This window comes from Lactobacillus johnsonii (assembly GCF_013487865.1).
In the GTDB taxonomy this organism is placed as follows: domain Bacteria; phylum Bacillota; class Bacilli; order Lactobacillales; family Lactobacillaceae; genus Lactobacillus; species Lactobacillus johnsonii_A.
Genome location: NZ_CP047409.1, coordinates 1,331,918 through 1,351,892 on the forward strand (window position 1 = coordinate 1,331,918; position 19,975 = coordinate 1,351,892).

General features: G+C 33.1%; 22 protein-coding genes and 1 other RNA gene. 2 read left to right on the top strand and 21 right to left on the bottom strand.

The genetic code is table 11. The features are described 5' to 3' along the window. Positions 1 to 3 precede the first annotated feature (3 nt). From GTO82_RS06300 to coaBC, 19 genes are all read right to left on the bottom strand, one after another. Positions 4 to 714, bottom strand: coding sequence for a response regulator transcription factor (locus GTO82_RS06300; RefSeq protein ID WP_180872921.1), 711 nt, complete (start codon positions 712 to 714; stop codon positions 4 to 6). Continuing rightward, positions 714 to 1,106 carry an SdpI family protein gene (locus tag GTO82_RS06305; protein WP_180874096.1) on the bottom strand — a complete coding sequence of 131 codons (393 nt, stop codon included), beginning with the start codon at positions 1,104 to 1,106 and terminating at the stop codon, positions 714 to 716. Before GTO82_RS06305 ends, GTO82_RS06300 begins: the two co-directional genes overlap by 1 nt. 24 nt (positions 1,107 to 1,130) lie before the next feature. Further along, entirely contained in the window at positions 1,131 to 2,096 is a 966-nt protein-coding gene (gene manA / locus GTO82_RS06310) for a mannose-6-phosphate isomerase, class I (protein WP_180872922.1), read from the bottom strand. A gap of 60 nt (positions 2,097 to 2,156) precedes the next feature. Then, positions 2,157 to 3,242, bottom strand: coding sequence for a MalY/PatB family protein (locus GTO82_RS06315; protein ID WP_432759953.1), 1,086 nt, complete (start codon positions 3,240 to 3,242; stop codon positions 2,157 to 2,159). A 79-nt stretch (positions 3,243 to 3,321) separates the two neighbouring features. Continuing rightward, positions 3,322 to 4,212, bottom strand: a complete 891-nt coding sequence (locus GTO82_RS06320) for a DUF3737 family protein (RefSeq protein WP_180872923.1) — start codon at positions 4,210 to 4,212, stop codon at positions 3,322 to 3,324. 238 nt (positions 4,213 to 4,450) lie between these two features. Beyond that, positions 4,451 to 6,259, bottom strand: coding sequence for a glycoside hydrolase family 68 protein (locus tag GTO82_RS06325; RefSeq protein ID WP_432759957.1), 1,809 nt, complete (start codon positions 6,257 to 6,259; stop codon positions 4,451 to 4,453). Positions 6,260 to 6,418: 159 nt separating this feature from the next. Beyond that, positions 6,419 to 6,859: a levansucrase gene (locus GTO82_RS06330; protein WP_180872924.1), complete on the bottom strand. Its 441-nt coding sequence runs from the start codon at positions 6,857 to 6,859 to the stop codon at positions 6,419 to 6,421. A 237-nt stretch (positions 6,860 to 7,096) separates the two neighbouring features. Further along, positions 7,097 to 7,462: a transfer-messenger RNA gene (gene ssrA, locus GTO82_RS06335) on the bottom strand. 56 nt (positions 7,463 to 7,518) lie between these two features. Beyond that, the gene (locus tag GTO82_RS06340; protein WP_180872925.1) at positions 7,519 to 8,727 is read right to left on the bottom strand and encodes an acetate/propionate family kinase; all 1,209 of its coding nucleotides are present in this window, start codon (positions 8,725 to 8,727) and stop codon (positions 7,519 to 7,521) included. A gap of 28 nt (positions 8,728 to 8,755) precedes the next feature. Further along, positions 8,756 to 9,757: a class I SAM-dependent methyltransferase gene (locus tag GTO82_RS06345; protein WP_180872926.1), complete on the bottom strand. Its 1,002-nt coding sequence runs from the start codon at positions 9,755 to 9,757 to the stop codon at positions 8,756 to 8,758. A 205-nt stretch (positions 9,758 to 9,962) separates the two neighbouring features. Then, positions 9,963 to 10,472 (bottom strand): competence type IV pilus minor pilin ComGF, encoded by a 510-nt coding sequence (comGF, locus tag GTO82_RS06350; RefSeq protein ID WP_180872927.1) that lies wholly within the window; start codon positions 10,470 to 10,472, stop codon positions 9,963 to 9,965. A 5-nt stretch (positions 10,473 to 10,477) separates the two neighbouring features. After that, positions 10,478 to 10,696 (bottom strand): type II secretion system protein, encoded by a 219-nt coding sequence (locus GTO82_RS06355; RefSeq protein ID WP_180872928.1) that lies wholly within the window; start codon positions 10,694 to 10,696, stop codon positions 10,478 to 10,480. Further along, a complete protein-coding gene (locus tag GTO82_RS06360) occupies positions 10,686 to 11,102 on the bottom strand; it encodes a type II secretion system protein (protein WP_180872929.1) in 417 nt (138 codons plus the stop codon). The genes GTO82_RS06355 and GTO82_RS06360 overlap by 11 nt, the downstream gene beginning before the upstream one ends. Next, positions 11,099 to 11,395 carry a competence type IV pilus major pilin ComGC gene (comGC, locus tag GTO82_RS06365; RefSeq protein ID WP_180872930.1) on the bottom strand — a complete coding sequence of 99 codons (297 nt, stop codon included), beginning with the start codon at positions 11,393 to 11,395 and terminating at the stop codon, positions 11,099 to 11,101. Before comGC ends, GTO82_RS06360 begins: the two co-directional genes overlap by 4 nt. A gap of 12 nt (positions 11,396 to 11,407) precedes the next feature. Continuing rightward, positions 11,408 to 12,409, bottom strand: a complete 1,002-nt coding sequence (locus GTO82_RS06370) for a type II secretion system F family protein (protein ID WP_180872931.1) — start codon at positions 12,407 to 12,409, stop codon at positions 11,408 to 11,410. Continuing rightward, positions 12,375 to 13,352 (bottom strand): competence type IV pilus ATPase ComGA, encoded by a 978-nt coding sequence (gene comGA / locus GTO82_RS06375; protein WP_004897674.1) that lies wholly within the window; start codon positions 13,350 to 13,352, stop codon positions 12,375 to 12,377. Before comGA ends, GTO82_RS06370 begins: the two co-directional genes overlap by 35 nt. A 157-nt stretch (positions 13,353 to 13,509) precedes the next feature. After that, positions 13,510 to 14,241: a YebC/PmpR family DNA-binding transcriptional regulator gene (locus tag GTO82_RS06380; RefSeq protein WP_004894030.1), complete on the bottom strand. Its 732-nt coding sequence runs from the start codon at positions 14,239 to 14,241 to the stop codon at positions 13,510 to 13,512. Between the two features lie 73 nt (positions 14,242 to 14,314). Beyond that, on the bottom strand, positions 14,315 to 14,830 hold the full coding sequence (locus GTO82_RS06385; RefSeq protein ID WP_180872932.1) for a VanZ family protein: 516 nt from the start codon (positions 14,828 to 14,830) through the stop codon (positions 14,315 to 14,317). Further along, the gene (gene coaBC, locus GTO82_RS06390) at positions 14,827 to 16,035 is read right to left on the bottom strand and encodes a bifunctional phosphopantothenoylcysteine decarboxylase/phosphopantothenate--cysteine ligase CoaBC (RefSeq protein ID WP_180872933.1); all 1,209 of its coding nucleotides are present in this window, start codon (positions 16,033 to 16,035) and stop codon (positions 14,827 to 14,829) included. Before coaBC ends, GTO82_RS06385 begins: the two co-directional genes overlap by 4 nt. A 163-nt stretch (positions 16,036 to 16,198) precedes the next feature. On the opposite strand from coaBC, the gene GTO82_RS06395 reads away from it, so the two are divergent. After that, a complete protein-coding gene (locus GTO82_RS06395; protein WP_180872934.1) occupies positions 16,199 to 17,089 on the top strand; it encodes a metal ABC transporter solute-binding protein, Zn/Mn family in 891 nt (296 codons plus the stop codon). Positions 17,090 to 17,133: 44 nt separating this feature from the next. On the opposite strand, the gene GTO82_RS06400 is transcribed toward GTO82_RS06395, so the two are convergent. Together GTO82_RS06400 and GTO82_RS06405 are read right to left on the bottom strand one after the other, a co-directional pair. After that, positions 17,134 to 17,910, bottom strand: a complete 777-nt coding sequence (locus GTO82_RS06400; protein ID WP_180872935.1) for an alpha/beta fold hydrolase — start codon at positions 17,908 to 17,910, stop codon at positions 17,134 to 17,136. 2 nt (positions 17,911 to 17,912) lie between these two features. Continuing rightward, positions 17,913 to 18,620: a hypothetical protein gene (locus GTO82_RS06405; RefSeq protein ID WP_180872936.1), complete on the bottom strand. Its 708-nt coding sequence runs from the start codon at positions 18,618 to 18,620 to the stop codon at positions 17,913 to 17,915. A gap of 112 nt (positions 18,621 to 18,732) precedes the next feature. On the opposite strand from GTO82_RS06405, the gene GTO82_RS06410 reads away from it, so the two are divergent. Continuing rightward, complete coding sequence (locus GTO82_RS06410; protein WP_180872937.1) at positions 18,733 to 19,950, top strand: DUF4097 family beta strand repeat-containing protein; 1,218 nt, start codon at positions 18,733 to 18,735, stop codon at positions 19,948 to 19,950. Positions 19,951 to 19,975: the final 25 nt, after the last annotated feature.

Here is a 19,975-nt window from a genome sequence, read left to right on the forward strand (position 1 = left end):
CTTCTATACCTCAGAATCATCAAATTTGTAGCCCACACCCCAAACAGTTTGAACTACTTGCGGACCAGCTTTCTCTAACTTTTGACGTAGTTTTTTAATATGAGCATCAACAGTTCTTTCCTCACCGAAAAACTCATATCCCCACACTAGCTCTAAAAGTTTATCTCTTGAAAAAACCTGCTTTGGCTTTTGAGCCATGGTGTAAAGTAAATCAAATTCCTTAGGGGTCAATCCTTCAACAGCTTTGTCATCAAATCGTACCTCTCGATGGTCCTTCGAAATTTTTAAATGCTTAGTTACTACATCATATTTTATCCCATTAGAGGCGTGCATATCCTTTTCCAGACGACTTCTGCGATACAGCGCCTTGATCCGTGCTATTAAGGCTAAGGGACTAAAAGGCTTAGTAACATATTCGTCTGCACCAATCCCCAATCCTAAAATTTGATCAGTCTCTGAGTCTCTAGCAGTTAACATAATTATCGGTATTGAGAGAGAAATTGCTCTAATTTCCTTAGCTACTTCCATACCATCCTTTTTAGGTAAATTAAGATCTAGTGTAACGATATCATAAGAGCTTGGATTTGCCTTAAACATTTCAACAGCTTCTACTCCATCTTTAGCTATATCTACGTCCCACTGCTCTTTACTAAAGAACATTTTCATCATTTCCGCAACAGAATTGTCATCTTCAACCATTAATATCTTTAGCATTATTTGTCCTTAAATCCTTTTACTCTAGTATGTTTAATCTTATCCGGCTCAATATAATCATGTGGCAACTCATGTCGAGCACGTAAAAAAGTCTGCAATTTCTTTTCAGTTAAGATTATTGGAGCCAAGATAAACAAATAAAAAGTAAGCAACCAAATCAAAAAGTAGCGATCCCAGTGCAAAAAATGAATTCCTAATCCTAGAAGCGTTTGAATCAAGCCAAACAACATAAAATAATTACGAGCTACTTTTTGTGCATACTGGTAGCTTGCTTCATTAACTGAAGCTAAATAGGACATATATCCATAAATTCGATTAGGGTTAGGCGAAGGAGCAATCAGCCAAATGACCCCGATTACAAACATTATTACCCCGCAACCAATATAAATCATTTGACCAACTCCATTCATTTAAATTTATTCTTTACCCGGAGCTGAAATTACTAAACGCAAGTTACCACTAAAGCTAAAGTTCTTCATTTCATTAGGAATGATAAAGTTGCTTCCTAATTTAATATTATACTCTTTACCATCAGCAATAAACTTACCGCTACCTTTAATTATAGATACTAGAAGATAAGGATGATCATTTAAACTCCAAGCAAAATCTCCATCAACATCAATCTGCCATAAATAAAAATGTGGTGACATTGGTGGTTGTGCTAACGTAGTAATTTTAGCATCTTCTACTGTTTCTGATGTAATTTTCAGTTTCGGATCTTTATGTGGTACTTGAATAGTATCAAGAGATTGCTTAATATGCAACTCTCTCTTCTTTCCTGTCTTCTTATCTACTCGATCCCAATCATACAATCTGTACGTTACATCACTTGATTGTTGAGTTTCAATAACCATAATCCCCTTTGTTAGAGCATGCACAGTGCCAGAAGGAACATATAAAAAGTCTCCTTCTTTTACAGGTACATAACGCAAAAGTTTAGACCACTTTCCATTTTTAATCCAATCTTCTAGCTCTTCCTTGCTCTTAGCATTGTGCCCATAAATAAGTTTAGCACCCGGTTCAGCATGAAGCACGTACCAGCTTTCTGTTTTCCCTGAATCATTTTCATGAATTCTGGCATATTCATCATCTGGATGAACTTGAACTGATAAATTATCATTTGCATCTAAGAATTTAACTAGTAAAGGAAATTCTTTTGCTTTTGGATTACCAAATAACTCAGGATGCTCTAAATATACTTCTCGCAATGTCTTTCCTTTAAATGGACCTGCATTAACAATTGAAGCATCGTCTTTGTATCCTGAAATTACCCAGGCTTCTCCAACCTTTCCATCAGGAATATCATATCCTAAAACAGTATTTAATTTACGACCACCCCAAATTTTTGGTCTAAAGTATGGCGTTAAAAATAATGGTTCCATAAAAAAATCACCTCAATAAAAGTATATATCTTTTTGAGATGACTTTGAAATCACTTTCAACTATTTTTTAGAAAAATTTTTAATTCCAGTAATCAATCGTTCAATTCCATCCTCTACCATCGATATTGGTGAGGCCAAATTAAGACGTAAAAATTGACTCCCGTTACCCCGATAAATACTGCCAGCTGAAACAATTAAGCCAGTTTCTTTTCGAAGATAATCTGCTAATTTTTTACTATCTTTTGAAATTTCGCTTACATCTAACCACATTAAGTAAGTTGCAGGTCCAGAGACAATCTTTACATTTTTCAAGTTTTTATTTATTTCATGTTCAGCATAGATAAAATTCTCATTAATTGTATCTAATAAATCATGCAGCCAATTAAATCCTTCTGTATAAGCAGCAATTGTTGCCGGAATTGCCATTAGATTTGGCTCAGCCAATTCATCACTATTTAGTCCTCGACTAACAATCATGCGTAAATTCTCATCAGGAATAATTACCGTAGCAGCATGAAGAGCAGCAACATTAAACGTTTTACTTGGTGATACGAGGCTGATTACATTATTTTTCAATTCTTTGGTAACAGAGAATGCAGGTGTATATTTTACATTATTTCTAACTATGTCACCGTGGATTTCATCTGATAACAACACTACATGATATTTTTGGCATAAAGCTGCTATTCGCTTTACTTCACTACGCGACCACACTATTCCTGTAGGATTATGAGGATTACAGAAGAGCATTAATGTGGTCAATGGATCAGCTAATTTATTTTCTAAATCTTGCCAATCGATCTCATATTTTCCATCATGATAGCTCAAATCACTTGATAATACATGGCGACCATTATTCTCAATCGAATTATAAAAAATATTATAAACTGGCTCTTGCACCAATACATTATCCCCAATATGCGATATGCGTCTGACAATTGATGAAATTGCTGGTACTACTCCAGTGACAAAGATCATCCATGTTGGATCAGCATTGACTCCATGCTCTAGTTGATACCAACTGCTTACAGCATTAAAATAGTCCTCTCCCGCTTCTTCATAGCCAAAGGCCCCAAGCTTAAGCTTTTCTTGCATTGCCAAAATAATTTCAGGAGCTGTTTTAAAATCCATGTCTGCAATGGACATTGGCAGTTCATTATCTTGTATATTCCATTTTACGGAATCTGTATGTCTTCTATTTACTGCTGAAAATCATATTTCAAATTTATTCACCTTCTTGATTTTGATCAGAAACGGATACTTCTCTATCAACTGGTTCTATAGAAATAATCTTTGTAGCCTTAGGATCAACTTTAGTAGGATCAATAATTACCGTTTCTATCTTTTTAGCCTTAATTATTCCTGAAATTGGATTTTTAATACTAGTAATTTTGCTGTTTATAGTTGCTTTTATATTACTACATTTTTCAAAGGCTAAAGGAGTTTGATTCAAGATACAATTTTCTAAAGTAACATAATCCATGTAGCATAGTCCCTGATCACTCTCAATAGTACAATCTTTAAACGTAATATGACTACTATTCCAGCTCAAATATTCCCCATCTATCTGACAATTAATCAAAGTTACATTCTCACAATTCCAAAAAGCATCTTTTGAAACAAAACTACAGTTCTTACATACAATATTTTTAGCTCCATCAAATACGTAATTTCCAATTACTCTACCATTTTCCATGTAAATATTAGAGCTATCTTTTCCAAAATAATCCCCGTTAATTTCTGTATTTTTAATTGTAATATCTTCACAGGTCCACATTGTCTCTTCTGCATTGGAAAAGAAAACATGGTCTAATGTGATATTTTTGCATCTTCTAAATAGCTTTGGAGCTTGCAGATTAGAATTTTTAATAGAAATATTATTGGTATACCAGATTCCACTTCGAGACATTGTTTCAAAAATCGTATCAGTAATATTAATGTTATTTGAATACCATAAAGGATATTTATATTTAAAAATAGTGGCTTTTATTTCTAAATCTTTGGTTTCTTTTAAAGGAGATTCTCCTTCACCAAAAGTAATATTTTTTAAAATTGTATTTGAAAGGCCATACAAGGCTCTTTCTCCTCCAAAATATTTTTCTTTAATTTTTTGCATATATTTTCTCTTTTATTAAAGCTTTCAAACATCTAGTCTAAATTATGAAAAGTAATTGTCTAATATTTGATAAGCATACTTAAATATACTTCTGACCTATAGATAGGTAGCACTCTATTACTTTTCTAACTCATTATAGAAAAAAGCTATTTTTGAGAAAATTTACAGTTTTTCATCCTAGGATAAATTATATTTATAGCAAAAAAAGATGAATTCAACGGAACTCATCTTTTTTAATTTAATTATTGCGTTTACGTTTTGAAACACCTGTTAAACCAACAGCACCTAATATTGAACTTACAGCACCTAAAACAACTGCTGCAAAGCTATTTTTATCTCCCGCCTTTGGAAGTTTAGACTGACTAGCTTTCTTAACTGGATTCTTTGGAACTTCTGGAGTTGGAGTTTCTGGAGTAGTTGGTACCTCTGGAGTGGTTGGGACTTCAGGGGTAGTTGGTACTTCTGGCTTATCTGGTGTGGTTGGGGTTTCAGGAGTAGTTGGTACATTTGGAATAGGAGTTACAGGTTGGTGTGGCTTCAAGTTGTATCCACCAATTAAATCCCAATCAACTGGTTTTCCCCATTCTCCAGGAAGGGCAGCACTATTTGGAGCATCTTTTTCAAGTACACCCATCATATCTGGATTTTCACTACTATCATCCCAAATCCAATCCCCTTGGTTAGTCATTTTAGCTAAAACAGTAGTAGTGTTATCTGGATTAATTTGTAACAAGAAACTTGGTGCCCAAGTTGCATGCATACCCTTTCCAGCAACCTCACCACGATTAGTGATGTATGAAGTAATTAAAAGTTGATCATCTCTTCCTTCTACTGGAACTGCATAGTATGAATAAGTTGCAGTACGCCAGTTAGCTGGTACAGATGCAGTTAAAACAACGCCAGATTCATTCAATGGAACATAACCATGAGTTAAGTTATCAGAAACATAACCAATCATAGCTACGTTATCACCAACTGCTTTGTTAGTTGCCATCCAAGCATCATCGTTACTACCACGGTTTAATCTAGTAGCAGCAAATAAGTAATACTTATTACCTAATTTAACAACATCAGGACGTTCAATTTCATCACTTACCATTGGTGCACTAATAAGTGGGCTGTAGACCTTTGCAACACTTGGATTCTTAACATCATCATTTAGTTTAATGATACCAATTGCAGCGTTTGACCATTTAGCTCTATCTTTAATATCGGAGTTAGATAAAATTTGGAAGAAATCACCTAAATTATCCTTGTTAGTACCGCCGTAATTTAACCATTGATAAATTTGATCATCACCTTGATAATTTTCGGTTCCAGTACTTGCTTCAAACACAAGGTAACGATTATCATTATCATCATAAATCACGTGTGCATCACGCATTGCGATATTGTCAGCACCCTTGTTAGTTTCTTTCCATTGGTCATAAGTTTGGTAGTGGTAACCATCACCTTCAAAGACAATATGGTCGTTGTCAACATGAGCAATAGAAATCTTATCTTGATCTTTTTCAAGATTTAAGTAAACAGTTGCACTAGCGAGTTTTTGGTGGTTAGTATTATTATCACTAGTATCAACCTTAGTGTAGTAAAGTTGAATTGAGCCATCTTTATTTAAAGTTGCTGATCCAGACCATTGTTGAATAACTGGAGTACCTAGGCCGAAAATAGGACCGGCATTCTTCCAATGATTAAAGTCATTATCACCATACTTGTTGTAAAGAAGATAAATGTGGTTATCATTGACGTTTGGAACTCCCATCATACCAATCACTAATTGGTAGCCATCCCAGTTAGATACGTAACCAGTTTTTGCATCTTGAACAGGCCATGAATCCCAAATTTCCAAATCTTCTACTTTTCCACTTTGAGCATCAAGTGTTTTAGCAGCAGGCATATTTTTAATTTTACTTGCATTGAAGAATGGAACAGCATAACGAGCATCTTGTTCAATTAAAGTTTTAGCAATTTTTTTAAAGTCGTTGTAAGTTAACTGAGTACCACTTTTTGCTTCTTTGGAGAAATTAATTTTATTTAATTCATTAATTTGATCATTAGTTAACTTGCTAGTATCAACACCAGATTCTTCAACGATATCTTTAACTTGGCCCTTTAATTCAGCCTTAGTAGCATTTTCAGCTGGCTTTACTGAACTATCTTTATTTTCCTCAGCATTTGTTTTATCTACTGAGTCTTTCTTTTCAACTTATTTTACATCATCTTTTTTAGTATCAGTAGTTGCAGCATTAGTTGTCTTTTGATCACTATTATTTACTACTTTATCAACAGGTGTTTCAGCGGTAACTGTGTTTGTATTTTTCACATCACTTACTGGCGCATTAGTAACAACTGTTTGAGTATTATTTTCTGTAGTTTCTGTATTTTCGTTTGATTTCTTGGTGTTAGCATCTTCAGCCACATCACTAGTACTTTTATCTGCACTATCTTTTTCAGTTACTTGCTTATTATTTTCATTGTTTACTGAAGTAGCAGTTACTTCTACAGTTTGATTTTCATTAACATTGTCTGCATTAGTAGCAGCATTTGCAGTTGATGCACTTAATACAATTGCTGCTGTTGACAAGGTTCCCATTAACAAAGATTTTCCGCTTAAAAATATCTTTTTATGATTTTTATTTTCCAACATCTTTTCTCCTCCTACATGTTAAGCGTTTAACATTTCATCTAAAAGCCTATCATCTTTTTATAAAAAAATAAATAAAATTTAGAAGAAATTGTATAGATTTAGCGAAAATCCTTTATTAGTGCCGAATGTTAAACGATTATCAGTTTTATTTCAAAGCAGCATTTGCTATTGAATCTTAAACATAGCAGTTAATATATAATAAAAAAGCCTGTAAGTATTTAACTTACAGGCTTTTTACTATGGAGATGAGGGGAATTGAACCCCTGTCCAAACGTATTTCGTCGCTAACCTCTACGATCATAGTTATATTACTTAAATTTCGCTTTGATAAAACGCCATATAACAGGGCTAAACTATCAAAACTAACCTAAGAATCTTATTTCTAACTATTAAGGTAAGTAGTTAAACGTAGCTCGTTAAATGGTAAGACCCGCAGACAGACACGAGCAATCCATCTTTGGATCACGCAGGCTGACTAAGCAGCTACTGCGTAAGAATTTTCGTTATTTGCAGTTATAATTTAACTGTGACGTTTTAACGTAGACGTGACCTACGAATCGCAGTCAACGCGAATCTACGCCTGTCGAATCCCAAAACATCCCCAGATGTTTCAATGATATCACAGTCCTTATTAAAATGCTATAACTTTGATTTTAACCTTATTTGTTTGACTTATCCAATTTTGCTAAGCGTACAACATCACGTGCAATCATTAATTCTTCATTTGTTGGAACAATCATAGCAGTAATTTTTGAATTTGGTGTAGTAATCACACCTTCATGGTTAGCTTTGTTGGCTTCTTCATCATATTCAAGACCAAGCCAAGTAAGACCATCCATAATTTGCTTTCTTACACTTGCATCATGTTCACCAATACCTGCTGTAAAGACTAAAACATCTAATCCACCCATTTCAGTCATGTAGGCACCAATATACCGAACAATTCGATTAATAAATATATCTTTTGTAAGTTGAGCCTGCTTATCACCATTTTTGATAGCTTTTTCAATATCTCTCATATCTGGTGAAATTCCTGAAAGGCCCAATAAACCAGATTCAGTATTCAACATCTTGATAACTTCGTTAAAACTAGTGATATTTCCTTTTTTCATAATAAATTGAAGTAAAGAAGGATCTACATCACCACTTCTAGTACTCATCGTAATTCCTGCAACAGGACTAAAGCCCATTGAAGTATCAAAAGATTTTCCATCTTTAATAGCAGTAACAGATGCACCACTACCCAAGTGACAAAGGACCATCTTTAAGTCCTCAACCGGTTTATTTAAAAGGTCAGCGGTACGACGTGATACGTAGCGCGCAGATGTACCGTGTGCACCATATTTTCTAGCACGGAATTTTTCGTAATACTTATAAGGAACAGAATATAAGTATTGAACTGGATCTAATGATTGATGGAATGACGTATCGAAAACTGCAACTTCTGGTACATTAGGCAAAACTTTCATGAAGGCATAAATACCATCAGCTTCAGCTGGGTTATGTAAAGGTGCATAGTCACTCATATTGTAAATTTTCCAAAGGTTATCTTCAGTAATTACTGTACTATCGGTAAATTCTTCTCCACCAGCAACTACACGGTGACCTACGCCCGCAATATCTTCTAAAGAATCAATAACATTATATTCTTTAAGCCAGCTAAGTAACTTTTGAACTGCTTCTTCTTGGTTAGCAATATCACTTTGTTCATCATGTTGACTACCATCAGCTAAAGTCATAGTAAAAACAGAGCCTGGTAATCCTACCCGGTCAGCCATACCAGATGCAATTACTTCTTCATTATCAAGAGAAAACAATTTGTACTTAAATGATGAACTACCGGAATTTACTGCTAAAACTTTTTTCATATCTCTACCTCACATGCTTATTAAAAAATTAATCTTTATTCTTATGATACCAATCATTTAACTTCATATTAAATGCTACTAAAGATTCTGGTCCCTTTAGTGAATCTAATTTAGCAACCAATACTTCCCGCTCTGCAGCATGATCTCCATGATTTTGGAAAACCAAAATTGATTTTTGCTGAATTTGACTTGAAAACATATTATCCGGCAAATCTACAATAGCTTGAATATTAACCTTTTTTGCTAACCAAGTCATGAATTCAGTAGAGCCTTTGCCAGTAAATAGTAATCTAGGCACCACTAAAAATGCAAAACCATCTCTCTTAAGATTATTTACAATTTGTTCAATGAACAAAGTATGGGCAAATGAATGTCCTTCCTTTGCATGATTTTCAAAGCGTTGAGCATTATTATCTAGTGGATAGTAGCCTACAGGAAGATCACTCAAGACAATATCAGCCTTTTCAATCATCCATGGATCTAATGCATCTTGACAATATAAATCAATTTTCAAATCTTCAAGATGAGCACCAATATCAGCCAAGTCTAATAGAGATTCTTCATTATCAATTCCAATTAGATTGTAATTATTTTGAGAGTGATTCTCTTGTATTAATTGTCTAATTACTGAATAAAGTAAATTTCCAGTCCCAATAGCTGGATCAACTACAGTTTTTTTACCAGTAGGAACAATTTTTTGCCAAATCAAAGCAATTATTGTAGCGACCACCGATGGTGTAGGCATTAAGTTATAGTCACTAGCATCTTGAGTAATTGCCTTTAAAGCTAATAAAGTAAATATTTGTACTTTCAATGCCCGTGGCAAATTCTCACAATCTAATTGACGATATTCTTCAGTCAATTCAGCTACAGTTTCCTTATCAGGAGCACCTGACTCAACTTTGATCTTTCCGTTTTCTAAATTATCAAAGGTTTCCGTCAATGCAGATGAAAAAGAAACATTAAGAGACTTTTGTAAATGCTCAATAGCTGTCTGAAATTTTGGATACAATTCTTCTACTTTTTGCATTTTTCTTCCTTCTTTAATATTCCTTCTAATATTTTATAGGTATCCTCAAATACTAGCAAGCACTCCTTATTACTTAGAGAAATAATTTATTAAAGAAAGATTGCTTTCCATATTTTCGGTAAAAGTATGCTGATACATTAACGTAAAAGTAATACAGATATTAATAAGCAGTAAACTACTAACCAGAGCACTCCCGTTTACTCGATTAACTCTTTTTTTCTTTCTCATCAACTGGATTCACTTCCTTTTTTTCTGGTAAATCTGTTTTAAAATACATTTCACTTTGTCTACCATCTTTTTCAGTTATCAGGATTGTAAATGAATCTTTTGACGTAGAACATCTAATTTTTTTAACTTTAAAAAGTAGAGGCATATGTCCACCCTCATCTGTCCGCATTCTTAAAGTATCATTTAAGCTTAAATCAATCACATACGTCTCATAAGTTGGATCAGTCTTCTTTTTCTTTTTATCAGAAAATTTTCTGAGAATAATTTTAGTTGGATCTGATCCAGTTGTACTTACTTCAACATGTCCACTTTCTTTTAAAAAATTATTTACTTGTACATAACTATATGCAATTTCATTTATTCCACCTTTTTGATGATTAATTTTTCTAAGTGTATTTACGAGTCCAAAAAGTATTTGCGCACAAAAAATCGTAACCGCAATTGCAAAAACTGCCTCTAATAAAGTAAAACCTTTTATTCTTTTCATTATTTTTACCTATGATAGACATGATCATGGACTAATAATATTTTCTTATCACTATGTTTAAAAATATATTCAGCATAGGATTTATCTACTCTTTTTTCAATTTGTTTTTCCGTTTGTCTATTTTGCTTAAGTGTCAAGCCTAATAAAATCACTCCCAAACAAGCAATTGTAAATCCTAAACATGCTTCCCAGAAAATAAATCCTTTTATTCTTTTATTCTTCAACCATTCTTCCCCATGTCATTTGTATTTTTATTTTCTTTTCTTTATTACCATTCTTAATCGTAATCGTCCTTGGTGAAATTGTTCCCCGATTACTAATGTAAAGATTATCAAAATTGTAAACTCTAATATGTTTATCTAAATAAACTTGTGAAACCTGATGCGGCTCCTTTATTTGAATCGAAGAATTATTATCAAAATATGACAAAAAATATGATTTCTTTTTTACTGTGGCCAGATGTAAATACTTATCAATGGTGGATTTCACTTGACGTGTACTATTATCTAAAACCACTTGTTCCTTGATATTTTTAACATAAAGGGTTGGCATCAAGACGAGAAGACAAACAATTGCTAATGTAACTACAGTTTCAATTAAAGTAAATCCTCTTAATTTTTTAAAAATCATTTTTGTTGTAATTTTTCATATCTTTCTTTTTGCTTTTGAGAAATATACTCCTTCTTTACAAGTTCTTCTAAGGAAGTTCCATCTCCATTATCTTCAGCCAGCTGTCTTTGTGTCTCAATTGTTGTTCTTAAAGCCTCATCAGTCTTACTCGTAGCTCTATCTTTTTGTTTGCTTAGTCCTGGCACAATCAGCAAAATTAGCATTGCAATGATAGCAATTACAATTACCATTTCTACTAAAGTAAATCCTTTTACTTGCTTATTTTTTATAATAAATTGTTTTAATTTTTTCATTTTATTTTTCCTCTACATAGTTTCCATTAAGTGATACATCGGCATTAATATCTTTAAATACATCCCTAAAATACAAATCCCAATAAAAATAAAGCATATCGGTTGGATATTGAGAATTAGGCTATTCAATTTTAGATTCAGTTCATAAAAAAGTGTCTTGCTAAGCAATAAGGCACGCTTTCCAATTTCCTTTCTAGTTGTTCCAGTTTCTAGAAGCATGACCAAATTATCAGGTATGAAAAATTCTTGCTCAATAATTTCTTTAATTTCAGTACCCTTTTCTAGTTGATCTTTTACTTTTACCCCGATAACTTGTTGTAATGACCTATCAGGTTGCATAGCAGTAAGTTGACAGATTTTTTGTAGTGAAAAACCATTAATTAATAAAACTGCTAAATCAGACACAACTAGATAATGAACATATAACCGTAAAACAGCTCCAATCATAGGTAAATTTGTTAGTTTTTTAAGAGCATAATAATCTTGTTTATTAAGTAATCTAATTGTTTTACTAATAAAAAATACTGCTGTAATAACCAAAAGTATCAGGCCACCAAGCATTACATTACTAGTCAAGTCATTATCAGATATTTCTGTTTTTAGAAATGTTTGCATACAAATTAGCAAGGTAACCATCATCCCAACTAAAAGCGCTGGATAGGCTAATTCTCCCTTTAATTTCTTTAATTGCTTATTCTTTAATCGAATAAGTTTACTCATTTGATCTAAGCAAGATAATAGATTTCCATCAATAACTGCTAGATTTATTTGGGCAGCTAGAGTGCTAGAAAATCCCACTTCCTGCAGTACGTCTCCCAACTGGCTTCCTTCTTCTACTCGCTGATTTACATAAAGAAGTTGACTAGAATTACCCCTCCAAATTTTTGGTAATAGTCTCAAACTAGCATTCAAGGAATATCCATTAATTAAAGCCTGCCTTAAATAATCAATAAAAATCAATTGGTCAGCACTATTTAACTTATCCTTCTTCAAAAAGTTGCTGAGTTTTTTCACTAATCTTTCCTCGTTTTACTAATTGATTTAAACTATTCTGCCAATCATGCAAATTACCACGTTTATCGTTATTAGTGATTGCTTGATTAAGCATTTCTCCATATCCAATATCCATTAAACAAGCAACATCATTTTTATCTTTTATAGGTAATAACCGTTGATAGGAAACCGCCGTTAAGCAATTACTCAGTTCATCTTTAGTAATACCTAATCCTTCAAGACGCGATATTGTTTGCAAAGCCGTCTTAGCATGAATAGTAGCTAAAACTAAATGGCCGCTCAGGGCAGCATTAATACTGATTTTTGCTGTTTCTTGATCTCGAATTTCACCAATAATTAAAATATCCGGTCTATGCCGTAAAGCTGCTTTCAACAAATCGGGATATGTAATCCCCGCAATTAGATTCACCTGCGTCTGTAAGAAGTCTGGATTCCACACTTCAACTGGATCTTCAATAGTCATTACAACTTTATTTTTTCCAATCACTTGCGCTAACTCATACATGGTTGAAGTTTTTCCCGATCCTGTTGGCCCACTTGTAACTATTAATCCACGTTGATTGGTAAGTTTTTTAATTAAATTAAACTGCTCCGGAAGAAAATAATTATTATTCTTTTCTCCATAAATCAACCTAACTACTAAAGATTCAGCTCCGGCAAATTCTCCAACACTAGAAAAACGTAAAAATATCTTTTTTCTTTTAAACTCGGTCTGATACGCTCCTACCTGGGGTCTACGCCGTTCAGAAATATCCATCTGTGCTTGAAACTTAAAATAATTTAAGAGCTCTCTTCCACCATGTCGACTTAACTCTTGAATTTTATCTAAACCCATTGCAGTTCGAATTTTTACCTCGTATCCATTGATAATAGGAAAGATAAAAATATCACTAGCATGTCTTTCAATCGCCTCTTCTAAAATTCTTTCCGACATCTCATTCACTCTTAATCCCTCCTTTACTCTATATTTATTAGTACGCAAAAAATCAAAATTATTTTTTATTATTCAAAATAATTTGCAAAAAAAATGGACTGACCTAAAGGTCAGTCCAAAAAAATAGACCTAAAATATAATTTTAGATCTATTTTGCGATAAATTATTATTCATCATCATCTGCAGCAGCAGTATATACATTAGAAACGTCATCGTTATCTTCTAATGCATCAATTAAATGAGCAAATTGCTCTTTCTTATCTGCTGGAACTGGAGTGGTGTTTTGTGGAATCATAGTTAATTCTGCATTAGCTAACTTATAGCCAGCTTTTTCCAATGCATCACGTACAGCAGTAAATTGCTTAGGATCAGTGTAGATTTCAAATGCATCATCACTAGTTTCCAAGTCGTCTCCACCAGCATCCATAACATCAAGCAAAACTTGATCTTCATCAGCGTCAGTAGTTGAACGATCAATTACAAGGTAACCCTTACGGTCAAACATGTAAGCAACAGAACCAGTTGCACCAAGAGAACCACCATTACGAGTAAAGGCAACACGAACATCAGAAGCAGTACGGTTCTTGTTATCAGTTAAAGCTTCAACTAAAACTGCAACACCACCTGGTGCATAACCTTCGTAGGTAATTTCATCATAATGTTCATCTGAATTACCTTCAGCCTTTTTAATAGCACGTTCAATGTTAGTCTTAGGCATGTTAGCTGCACGTGCTTTATCCATAACCATACGTAAAGTAGGATTTCCTGAAGGGTCAGGACCACCACTCTTTGCAGCCATATAAATTTCACGAGATAATTTTTGGAAAACTTTACCTCTCTTAGCGTCTTGCGCATTCTTGCGGCCTTGAATATTGTGCCATTTTGAATGTCCTGACATAAGAATCCTTCTTTCTTTTTATTTAATATAGTTAACCTTGTCAATCATAACGCACTAAAGGTTTAAATTCAATCTAGGAATTGCTTTTTTCTGCACGATGTCTAAGCCAATAACCAAAAATACAAATTAAGATCGCTAAAAGTGCACCAGCTGAATCAAGCGCTACATCATGAACACTGGGTGTTCTATCTCCAGTTAAATACTGGTGAAATTCGTCTAATCCCGCCAAACCAATGATACCTAGCCAAATAAATAAAGGACCACACCATTTCTTAAACAATCGATCTAATCCCAAACAAGCAAACAAACCCACTAAAAAATAAGATGAAAAGTGAGCAAATTTTCTCATGACAAACTGTGTCATCCCAGCTTCACCATTGTCCAAAACTGCATTATGCCATCGTCCACCATAATAAATATTCCAATTTCCTACTATTCTTTCAATAATTGGAAAATGACGATGTATAAATCCTGGTGACATCTCTTGCTCATGATAAGTCATTGAACTAGAAATAAACAATCCCAGTAATACAGCAATCATTAAACATACAAAAATAATTTCTCGCTTAGTTAACAAAGTTTTTTTCATTTTATAACTTTCCTACTTTCAAGCTCTTCAGCAACTAAAGTAATTATTTTCTTAGCTATTTCTACTTTAGTTGTCTCTGCGATATTTTCATTTGCTTTATCTTTTCTTAATACCGTAACCTTATCCCTATCGCTTCCAAATACTCCCTGACTAACATTATTGGCTACAATCATATCTGCATTTTTATTTTTCAACTTTTTAGTCGCATTTTCGAGTAAATCATTTGTTTCAGCTGCAAAACCAACCACAACTTGCTGTTCTTGCTTTAAACTTCCCATTGTTTTTAAGATATCAGGAGTTTCTTTTAAATAAATTTTTAGTTTATCTCCTTGATCTTGCTTTTTAATTTTATGATCTATGTAGTTCACTGGCTCATAATCCGCTACAGCAGCCGCCATAATTAAAGCATCCGCAGTAGAAAAAGCTTTCTTCACAGCTGCAAGCATTTCTTCAGTCGTCTCTACATGAATAACCATCATTTTTGATGACTCAGGAATAGGAACTGAAACATGTCCTACAATCAAAACAACTTCTGCACCAGCCCTAAGAGCTGCATTTGCTAAGGCCAGTCCCATCTTTCCACTAGAGCGATTGCCTAAATAACGAACAGGATCAAGTGGGGAGATAGTTCCGCCAGCAGTAATTACAACTTTTTTACCAGCTAATTCATCATTTACTTGAAGAGATGAGTTTATCCAGTTCATGATTGCTGCTGGTTCAGGCATTCTTCCCTTACCATTATATCCTTCAGCTAAACGGCCCGTATCAGGATCCATTACAAAGATTCCATCTTGCTTTAATTGCTGTAAGTTTCTTTGGAATGCAGGATTACTCCACATATGGCTGTTCATTGCCGGAATAACATATTTAGGTGCAGCAGTTGCTAAAAACGTTGTACTTGCAGCATCATCTGCTATCCCATTGGCTATTTTTGCAATAAAGTTAGCTGTTGCCGGAACTACAACCGCAATATCAGTCCAGTCGGCCAATTCAATATGCTGAATTTTATCAGCTCTATTCTCCTTCCAGAGATCAGTTAATACTGGATGCTTCGTTAAGGCAGCTAAAGTTTGTGTTCCAATCAAATGAACTGCCTCTTCGGTCATCGCTACCCTTACTTCATGTCCTTCTTTTTGAAAATCACGTACAACACTAATTGCCTTATATGCAGCAATACTACCCGTGATATATATTGTAGCTTTCATTTTTTATCAACCTTAATTCATAATTTCTTTCTACTATAACACAAGCTTACTAAGTCGAATTACTAAAAATAAATTAGCAAATTAAAAAATATTAGTAAATTCTGCTATGATTTATATTGAATGCAGATCTAAACAACATAATTCGAAAGGATAAATATATAGAATGAGAAAACATTATCAAAAGATTTTTGCTCTCTTTTTTGCAATTAGTAGTCTTGTTTTAATTCTTACTGGCTGCTCAAAAAAAGAAAATTCATCAAATAAAATTTCTATCGTAACAAGTACTAATATTTATGCCGACATCGCGCAAAATGTCTTAGGAAAATATGGTAAAGCAACTGCTATTATTACTAACAGTGCTACTGATCCACATGACTTTGAACCAACAACTGCAGACGCAAAAAAAGTTCAAAATGCAAAAATTGTTGTTGCTAACGGTTTGGGCTATGATTCTTGGCTTCCTAAGCTTGCTAAATCAACTAATAAGTCTGCTGTTTTAGTTGGCGAAGATTTAATGAATCTAAAAAATGGCGCAAATCCGCATATTTGGTTTGATTTAAACATGCCTAAAAAATATGTTAACTATTTAGTTGAGCGACTCTCTAAAATAGACAAAAAACATGCAGCTTACTACAAAGAAAATGGGAAGGAATATCTTGCAAAAATCAATAAGATACAAAAAATTGCAGATTCTATTGATGGTGCAAAACAAAAGCCAGTATATGTCAGCGAGCCAGTGTTTGACTATGCCTTAAATGCTACTCACTTTAAGATTGGTGATAAAGCTTTTGAAGAAGCAATTGAAAATGAAACAGATCCAAGTGCCAAAATTATTCATCAAATGAACCAAACAATTAATAATCGTGGAATTTCTTTCTTTGTTAAAAATTCTCAAGTAAGCAGTTCAACTGTTAATAATTTTGTAAAAAGAGCTAAGTCAAAAAATATTCCAATCTTGCAAGTTCGTGAAACCATCCCCAACAATACAAGTTACATAAAATGGATGACAGAAAATTATCAGAATTTAGCAAATATTAATAAAAAACTAGACTAAGTTAGTTTATTAAAAAGAGGGCCTCTAATACGAGACCCTCTTTTTCACTTTAAAATATCTTTTAACTTTATATTAAATTGCTGTGGAATTTCCGCCATAATTACATGTCCCGTTGGTGACATAATAAAGCTATTTATTCGGCTATTCTTTTGTTCAAGCTTCTTTTCATATCCCTCTCGATAATAAGGACTTTCCTTTGCAACAAAAAAAGTAGTTGGAATTGTTGTTTTTTCTAAAACTCTTCGCCAATCTAATGACATATGATTTTCAAGCAAATCTACATTATCTTTTCTATTAAATGGATTGGCTTTCTTGGCCTTCATTAACTTAGCATACACATTATCATCCAAGCCATTATATGTTTCATGAACCCGTGGCCTTTCTTGGCATTTTTTTAAATAATTTTCTTTTGTATAATCCATAAAGCCATATTTCCAATTTTCATCATCAAGCATTTTAGGTGACTGATCTATTAACAATGCTTGTTTAACCAGCTTTGGATTATTTTTCATTAAACAAAAGATGATAGAAGCGCCCATTGAATGTCCCATAAAAATAGCTTGTTTGATTTTCAAAAATGATGTCAATTCATTCAAATCTTGTGTCAAACGTTCGATAGTATGACCTTTTTCTGTTCGTTGGCTTTTTCCCATATTTCTGTGATCATAAGTTAAAACTTGATACTCTAATTTATTTAAAAATGGGACTTGTGCTGACCATATTTCTTGATAGGCTCCAAAGCCGTTAACCAAAACAATATTTTTTCCTTTTCCCGTTAACTGGTAATTAATTTCTACATTATCACTTGTCTTAAATAGCATTTTTATTCCTGCCTCTGCTTAATTTTAATAAATAGACAGCCTACAGCCGCAATAATTGCGGTAATTAAAGCTTGTGTTAATCCACTGCTTAGGCTTACATTAATTCCGCTATACACACTTTCATGCAGCGAACTCGTGGCAATCTGGGCTGCATAAGATAAAACACCATATGATCCAATAGCCGCAATTAAAAGTGGAATAAGGGCTACTTTTTTTCCAAACAAAGCTAAAGCCATTGCCAAAATATATAGTCCAATCAACAAGAAGTAAATTAAATGATAAATCTCAGCAGCCTGTTTTACCGAATCAGAATTTTGCCTCAACTGTTCATTTACCAATTGTAATATGACTTGATTAAAAACTTGCTCCTGCTGCGTATCATTCTTTAAATTCAGATCAACATCCGTTAACTTATCATTAGCCAAATAATTAGTGCTTAATTGATATAATCCTTGATAAGATGTCTTTAATTTGATATTTTTAGGCAACTGCGACAAGAGTGTATCTTCAATACCTGAATCTTGCAGAAAACTAACACCCATTTGTAAATCACTATTATTTGCTTGATCAACCACCTTATTAATAGAACTTTTTACTAAGCCGGCTGTACTGTCTACTTTTAATTCTACGGGACTAGTTAAAGTTAAACTCAATGATACATAGATGAGCCCAACTACAACCAATCTCCAAATCCATTTTACAAATTTCAATTTTTTCTCCTAATGAAAATTTTAAGATTATTTTTTTACACTTAATAAAGTAAATCCATAGATTTTTTAGTGCTATATAATAAAAGTGTAACAAATATCAAAGGAGTTCAGCATGATTGATGAAAAACTAAAAGAATTTTTCAATAAATTTCCTCATATTAAAGAAAATAAGCCTTTACAAAATACTTTAAGTAAAAAAATTAAAAACTTAATAAAAAAAGAAATTCAGCATGGTGCCAGTCAATTTGAAGCAGAACAAAAAGCACTTTTAAATTTAACGGATCTTGATACCATGCTTTCTCAACTAAAATCTTTAGAAGAAAATGACTATGTAAAATATAATGATTTTTTCGCCAAAATTTTCGATTCAAAACTAGTCAATGAACTAAAGATAAAATTAAATCAAATTGATGAAATTCATCTTAACTATCGCTTGGGTGATATTTTAGTTTTACCAACCAATTCTTCCCAACTAATCGTACATGACTTTATGTCTCGCGATATTAAAAACCTACACTCAACAGTTGAAAAAGTTGGAAATGTTTTAAAAATTACCCAAGGCCCTCGCAAACTAGTTGGTATTTTTAAAAATAAAACTTTGCTATTTTTACCTAAAGAGTTCACTGGTTTTCTAACTATTCGCAGTCAAAGTGGGGATGTCTATATTAATAAGATTTCTAATTATTGTATGGTAGATGTAACTGCGGTTTCAGGAGATTTTCTATTAGCTCACTCTACTCTTAAACGAGTACAAGCAGACTTAAAATCCGGAGACATTGTCATTTCTAATACTTCCGCTAATGTCTTTCATGTTAATGGTCACTCAGGAATGCTGGACAGTAATGATGTGAATGCAAAAGAAGAAATATCTTATCACACAATCAGTGGAAATATGGAATTAGAAAATATTAATACTAAAAACTTTTTTGTGGATACTAAAAGTGGCAAGATCGCTGTAAATGGGCTTACAAGTGAGAATATAGATTTAGTAACCGATACCGGATTAATGCTTCTAAATAATCTTACTGGAAGTGGTAATATTAAATCTGATGTGGGGAAAATTAACTTATCACTGGCTGAAAAGTCTAAATTTAATTTATCAATTCAAAGTAAAGTTGGTAATATATCGGTTAATGTCCCACCGGCAATATTTTTCAAATTCAAAATTAATACCAAAAAAATTGGTCCAACTGATTTTCCTCTTGATGCCATTATTTACGGAAACGATGATTACGATAAAATTGAAGGCTATGTTGGTAAGGAAGATTCAACTAATTTAATTGATATTTCAAGCAAAGTAGGAAAAGTTTCGATTAAAAATCAAAATTAATAACTATCAAAAAAAGAATGTATCG

Excerpts from the sequence above, each read along its gene's own strand:
- GTO82_RS06330 (WP_180872924.1), bottom strand. The coding sequence starts at position 6,859 with ATGTTGGAAAATAAAAATCATAAAAAGATATTTTTAAGCGGAAAATCT.
- GTO82_RS06300 (WP_180872921.1), bottom strand. The coding sequence starts at position 714 with ATGCTAAAGATATTAATGGTTGAAGATGACAATTCTGTTGCGGAAATG.
- GTO82_RS06305 (WP_180874096.1), bottom strand. The coding sequence starts at position 1,106 with ATGATTTATATTGGTTGCGGGGTAATAATGTTTGTAATCGGGGTCATT.
- GTO82_RS06360 (WP_180872929.1), bottom strand. The coding sequence starts at position 11,102 with ATGATTTTTAAAAAATTAAGAGGATTTACTTTAATTGAAACTGTAGTT.
- GTO82_RS06380 (WP_004894030.1), bottom strand. The coding sequence starts at position 14,241 with ATGTCAGGACATTCAAAATGGCACAATATTCAAGGCCGCAAGAATGCG.
- GTO82_RS06320 (WP_180872923.1), bottom strand. The coding sequence starts at position 4,212 with ATGCAAAAAATTAAAGAAAAATATTTTGGAGGAGAAAGAGCCTTGTAT.
- manA (WP_180872922.1), bottom strand. The coding sequence starts at position 2,096 with ATGGAACCATTATTTTTAACGCCATACTTTAGACCAAAAATTTGGGGT.
- GTO82_RS06410 (WP_180872937.1), top strand. The coding sequence starts at position 18,733 with ATGATTGATGAAAAACTAAAAGAATTTTTCAATAAATTTCCTCATATT.
- GTO82_RS06315 (WP_432759953.1), bottom strand. The coding sequence starts at position 3,242 with ATGTCCATTGCAGACATGGATTTTAAAACAGCTCCTGAAATTATTTTG.
- GTO82_RS06345 (WP_180872926.1), bottom strand. The coding sequence starts at position 9,757 with ATGCAAAAAGTAGAAGAATTGTATCCAAAATTTCAGACAGCTATTGAG.
- GTO82_RS06340 (WP_180872925.1), bottom strand. The coding sequence starts at position 8,727 with ATGAAAAAAGTTTTAGCAGTAAATTCCGGTAGTTCATCATTTAAGTAC.
- GTO82_RS06400 (WP_180872935.1), bottom strand. The coding sequence starts at position 17,910 with ATGCTATTTAAGACAAGTGATAATGTAGAAATTAATTACCAGTTAACG.
- coaBC (WP_180872933.1), bottom strand. The coding sequence starts at position 16,035 with ATGAAAGCTACAATATATATCACGGGTAGTATTGCTGCATATAAGGCA.
- comGC (WP_180872930.1), bottom strand. The coding sequence starts at position 11,395 with ATGAAAAAATTAAAACAATTTATTATAAAAAATAAGCAAGTAAAAGGA.
- GTO82_RS06385 (WP_180872932.1), bottom strand. The coding sequence starts at position 14,830 with ATGAAAAAAACTTTGTTAACTAAGCGAGAAATTATTTTTGTATGTTTA.
- comGF (WP_180872927.1), bottom strand. The coding sequence starts at position 10,472 with ATGAAAAGAATAAAAGGTTTTACTTTATTAGAGGCAGTTTTTGCAATT.
- GTO82_RS06395 (WP_180872934.1), top strand. The coding sequence starts at position 16,199 with ATGAGAAAACATTATCAAAAGATTTTTGCTCTCTTTTTTGCAATTAGT.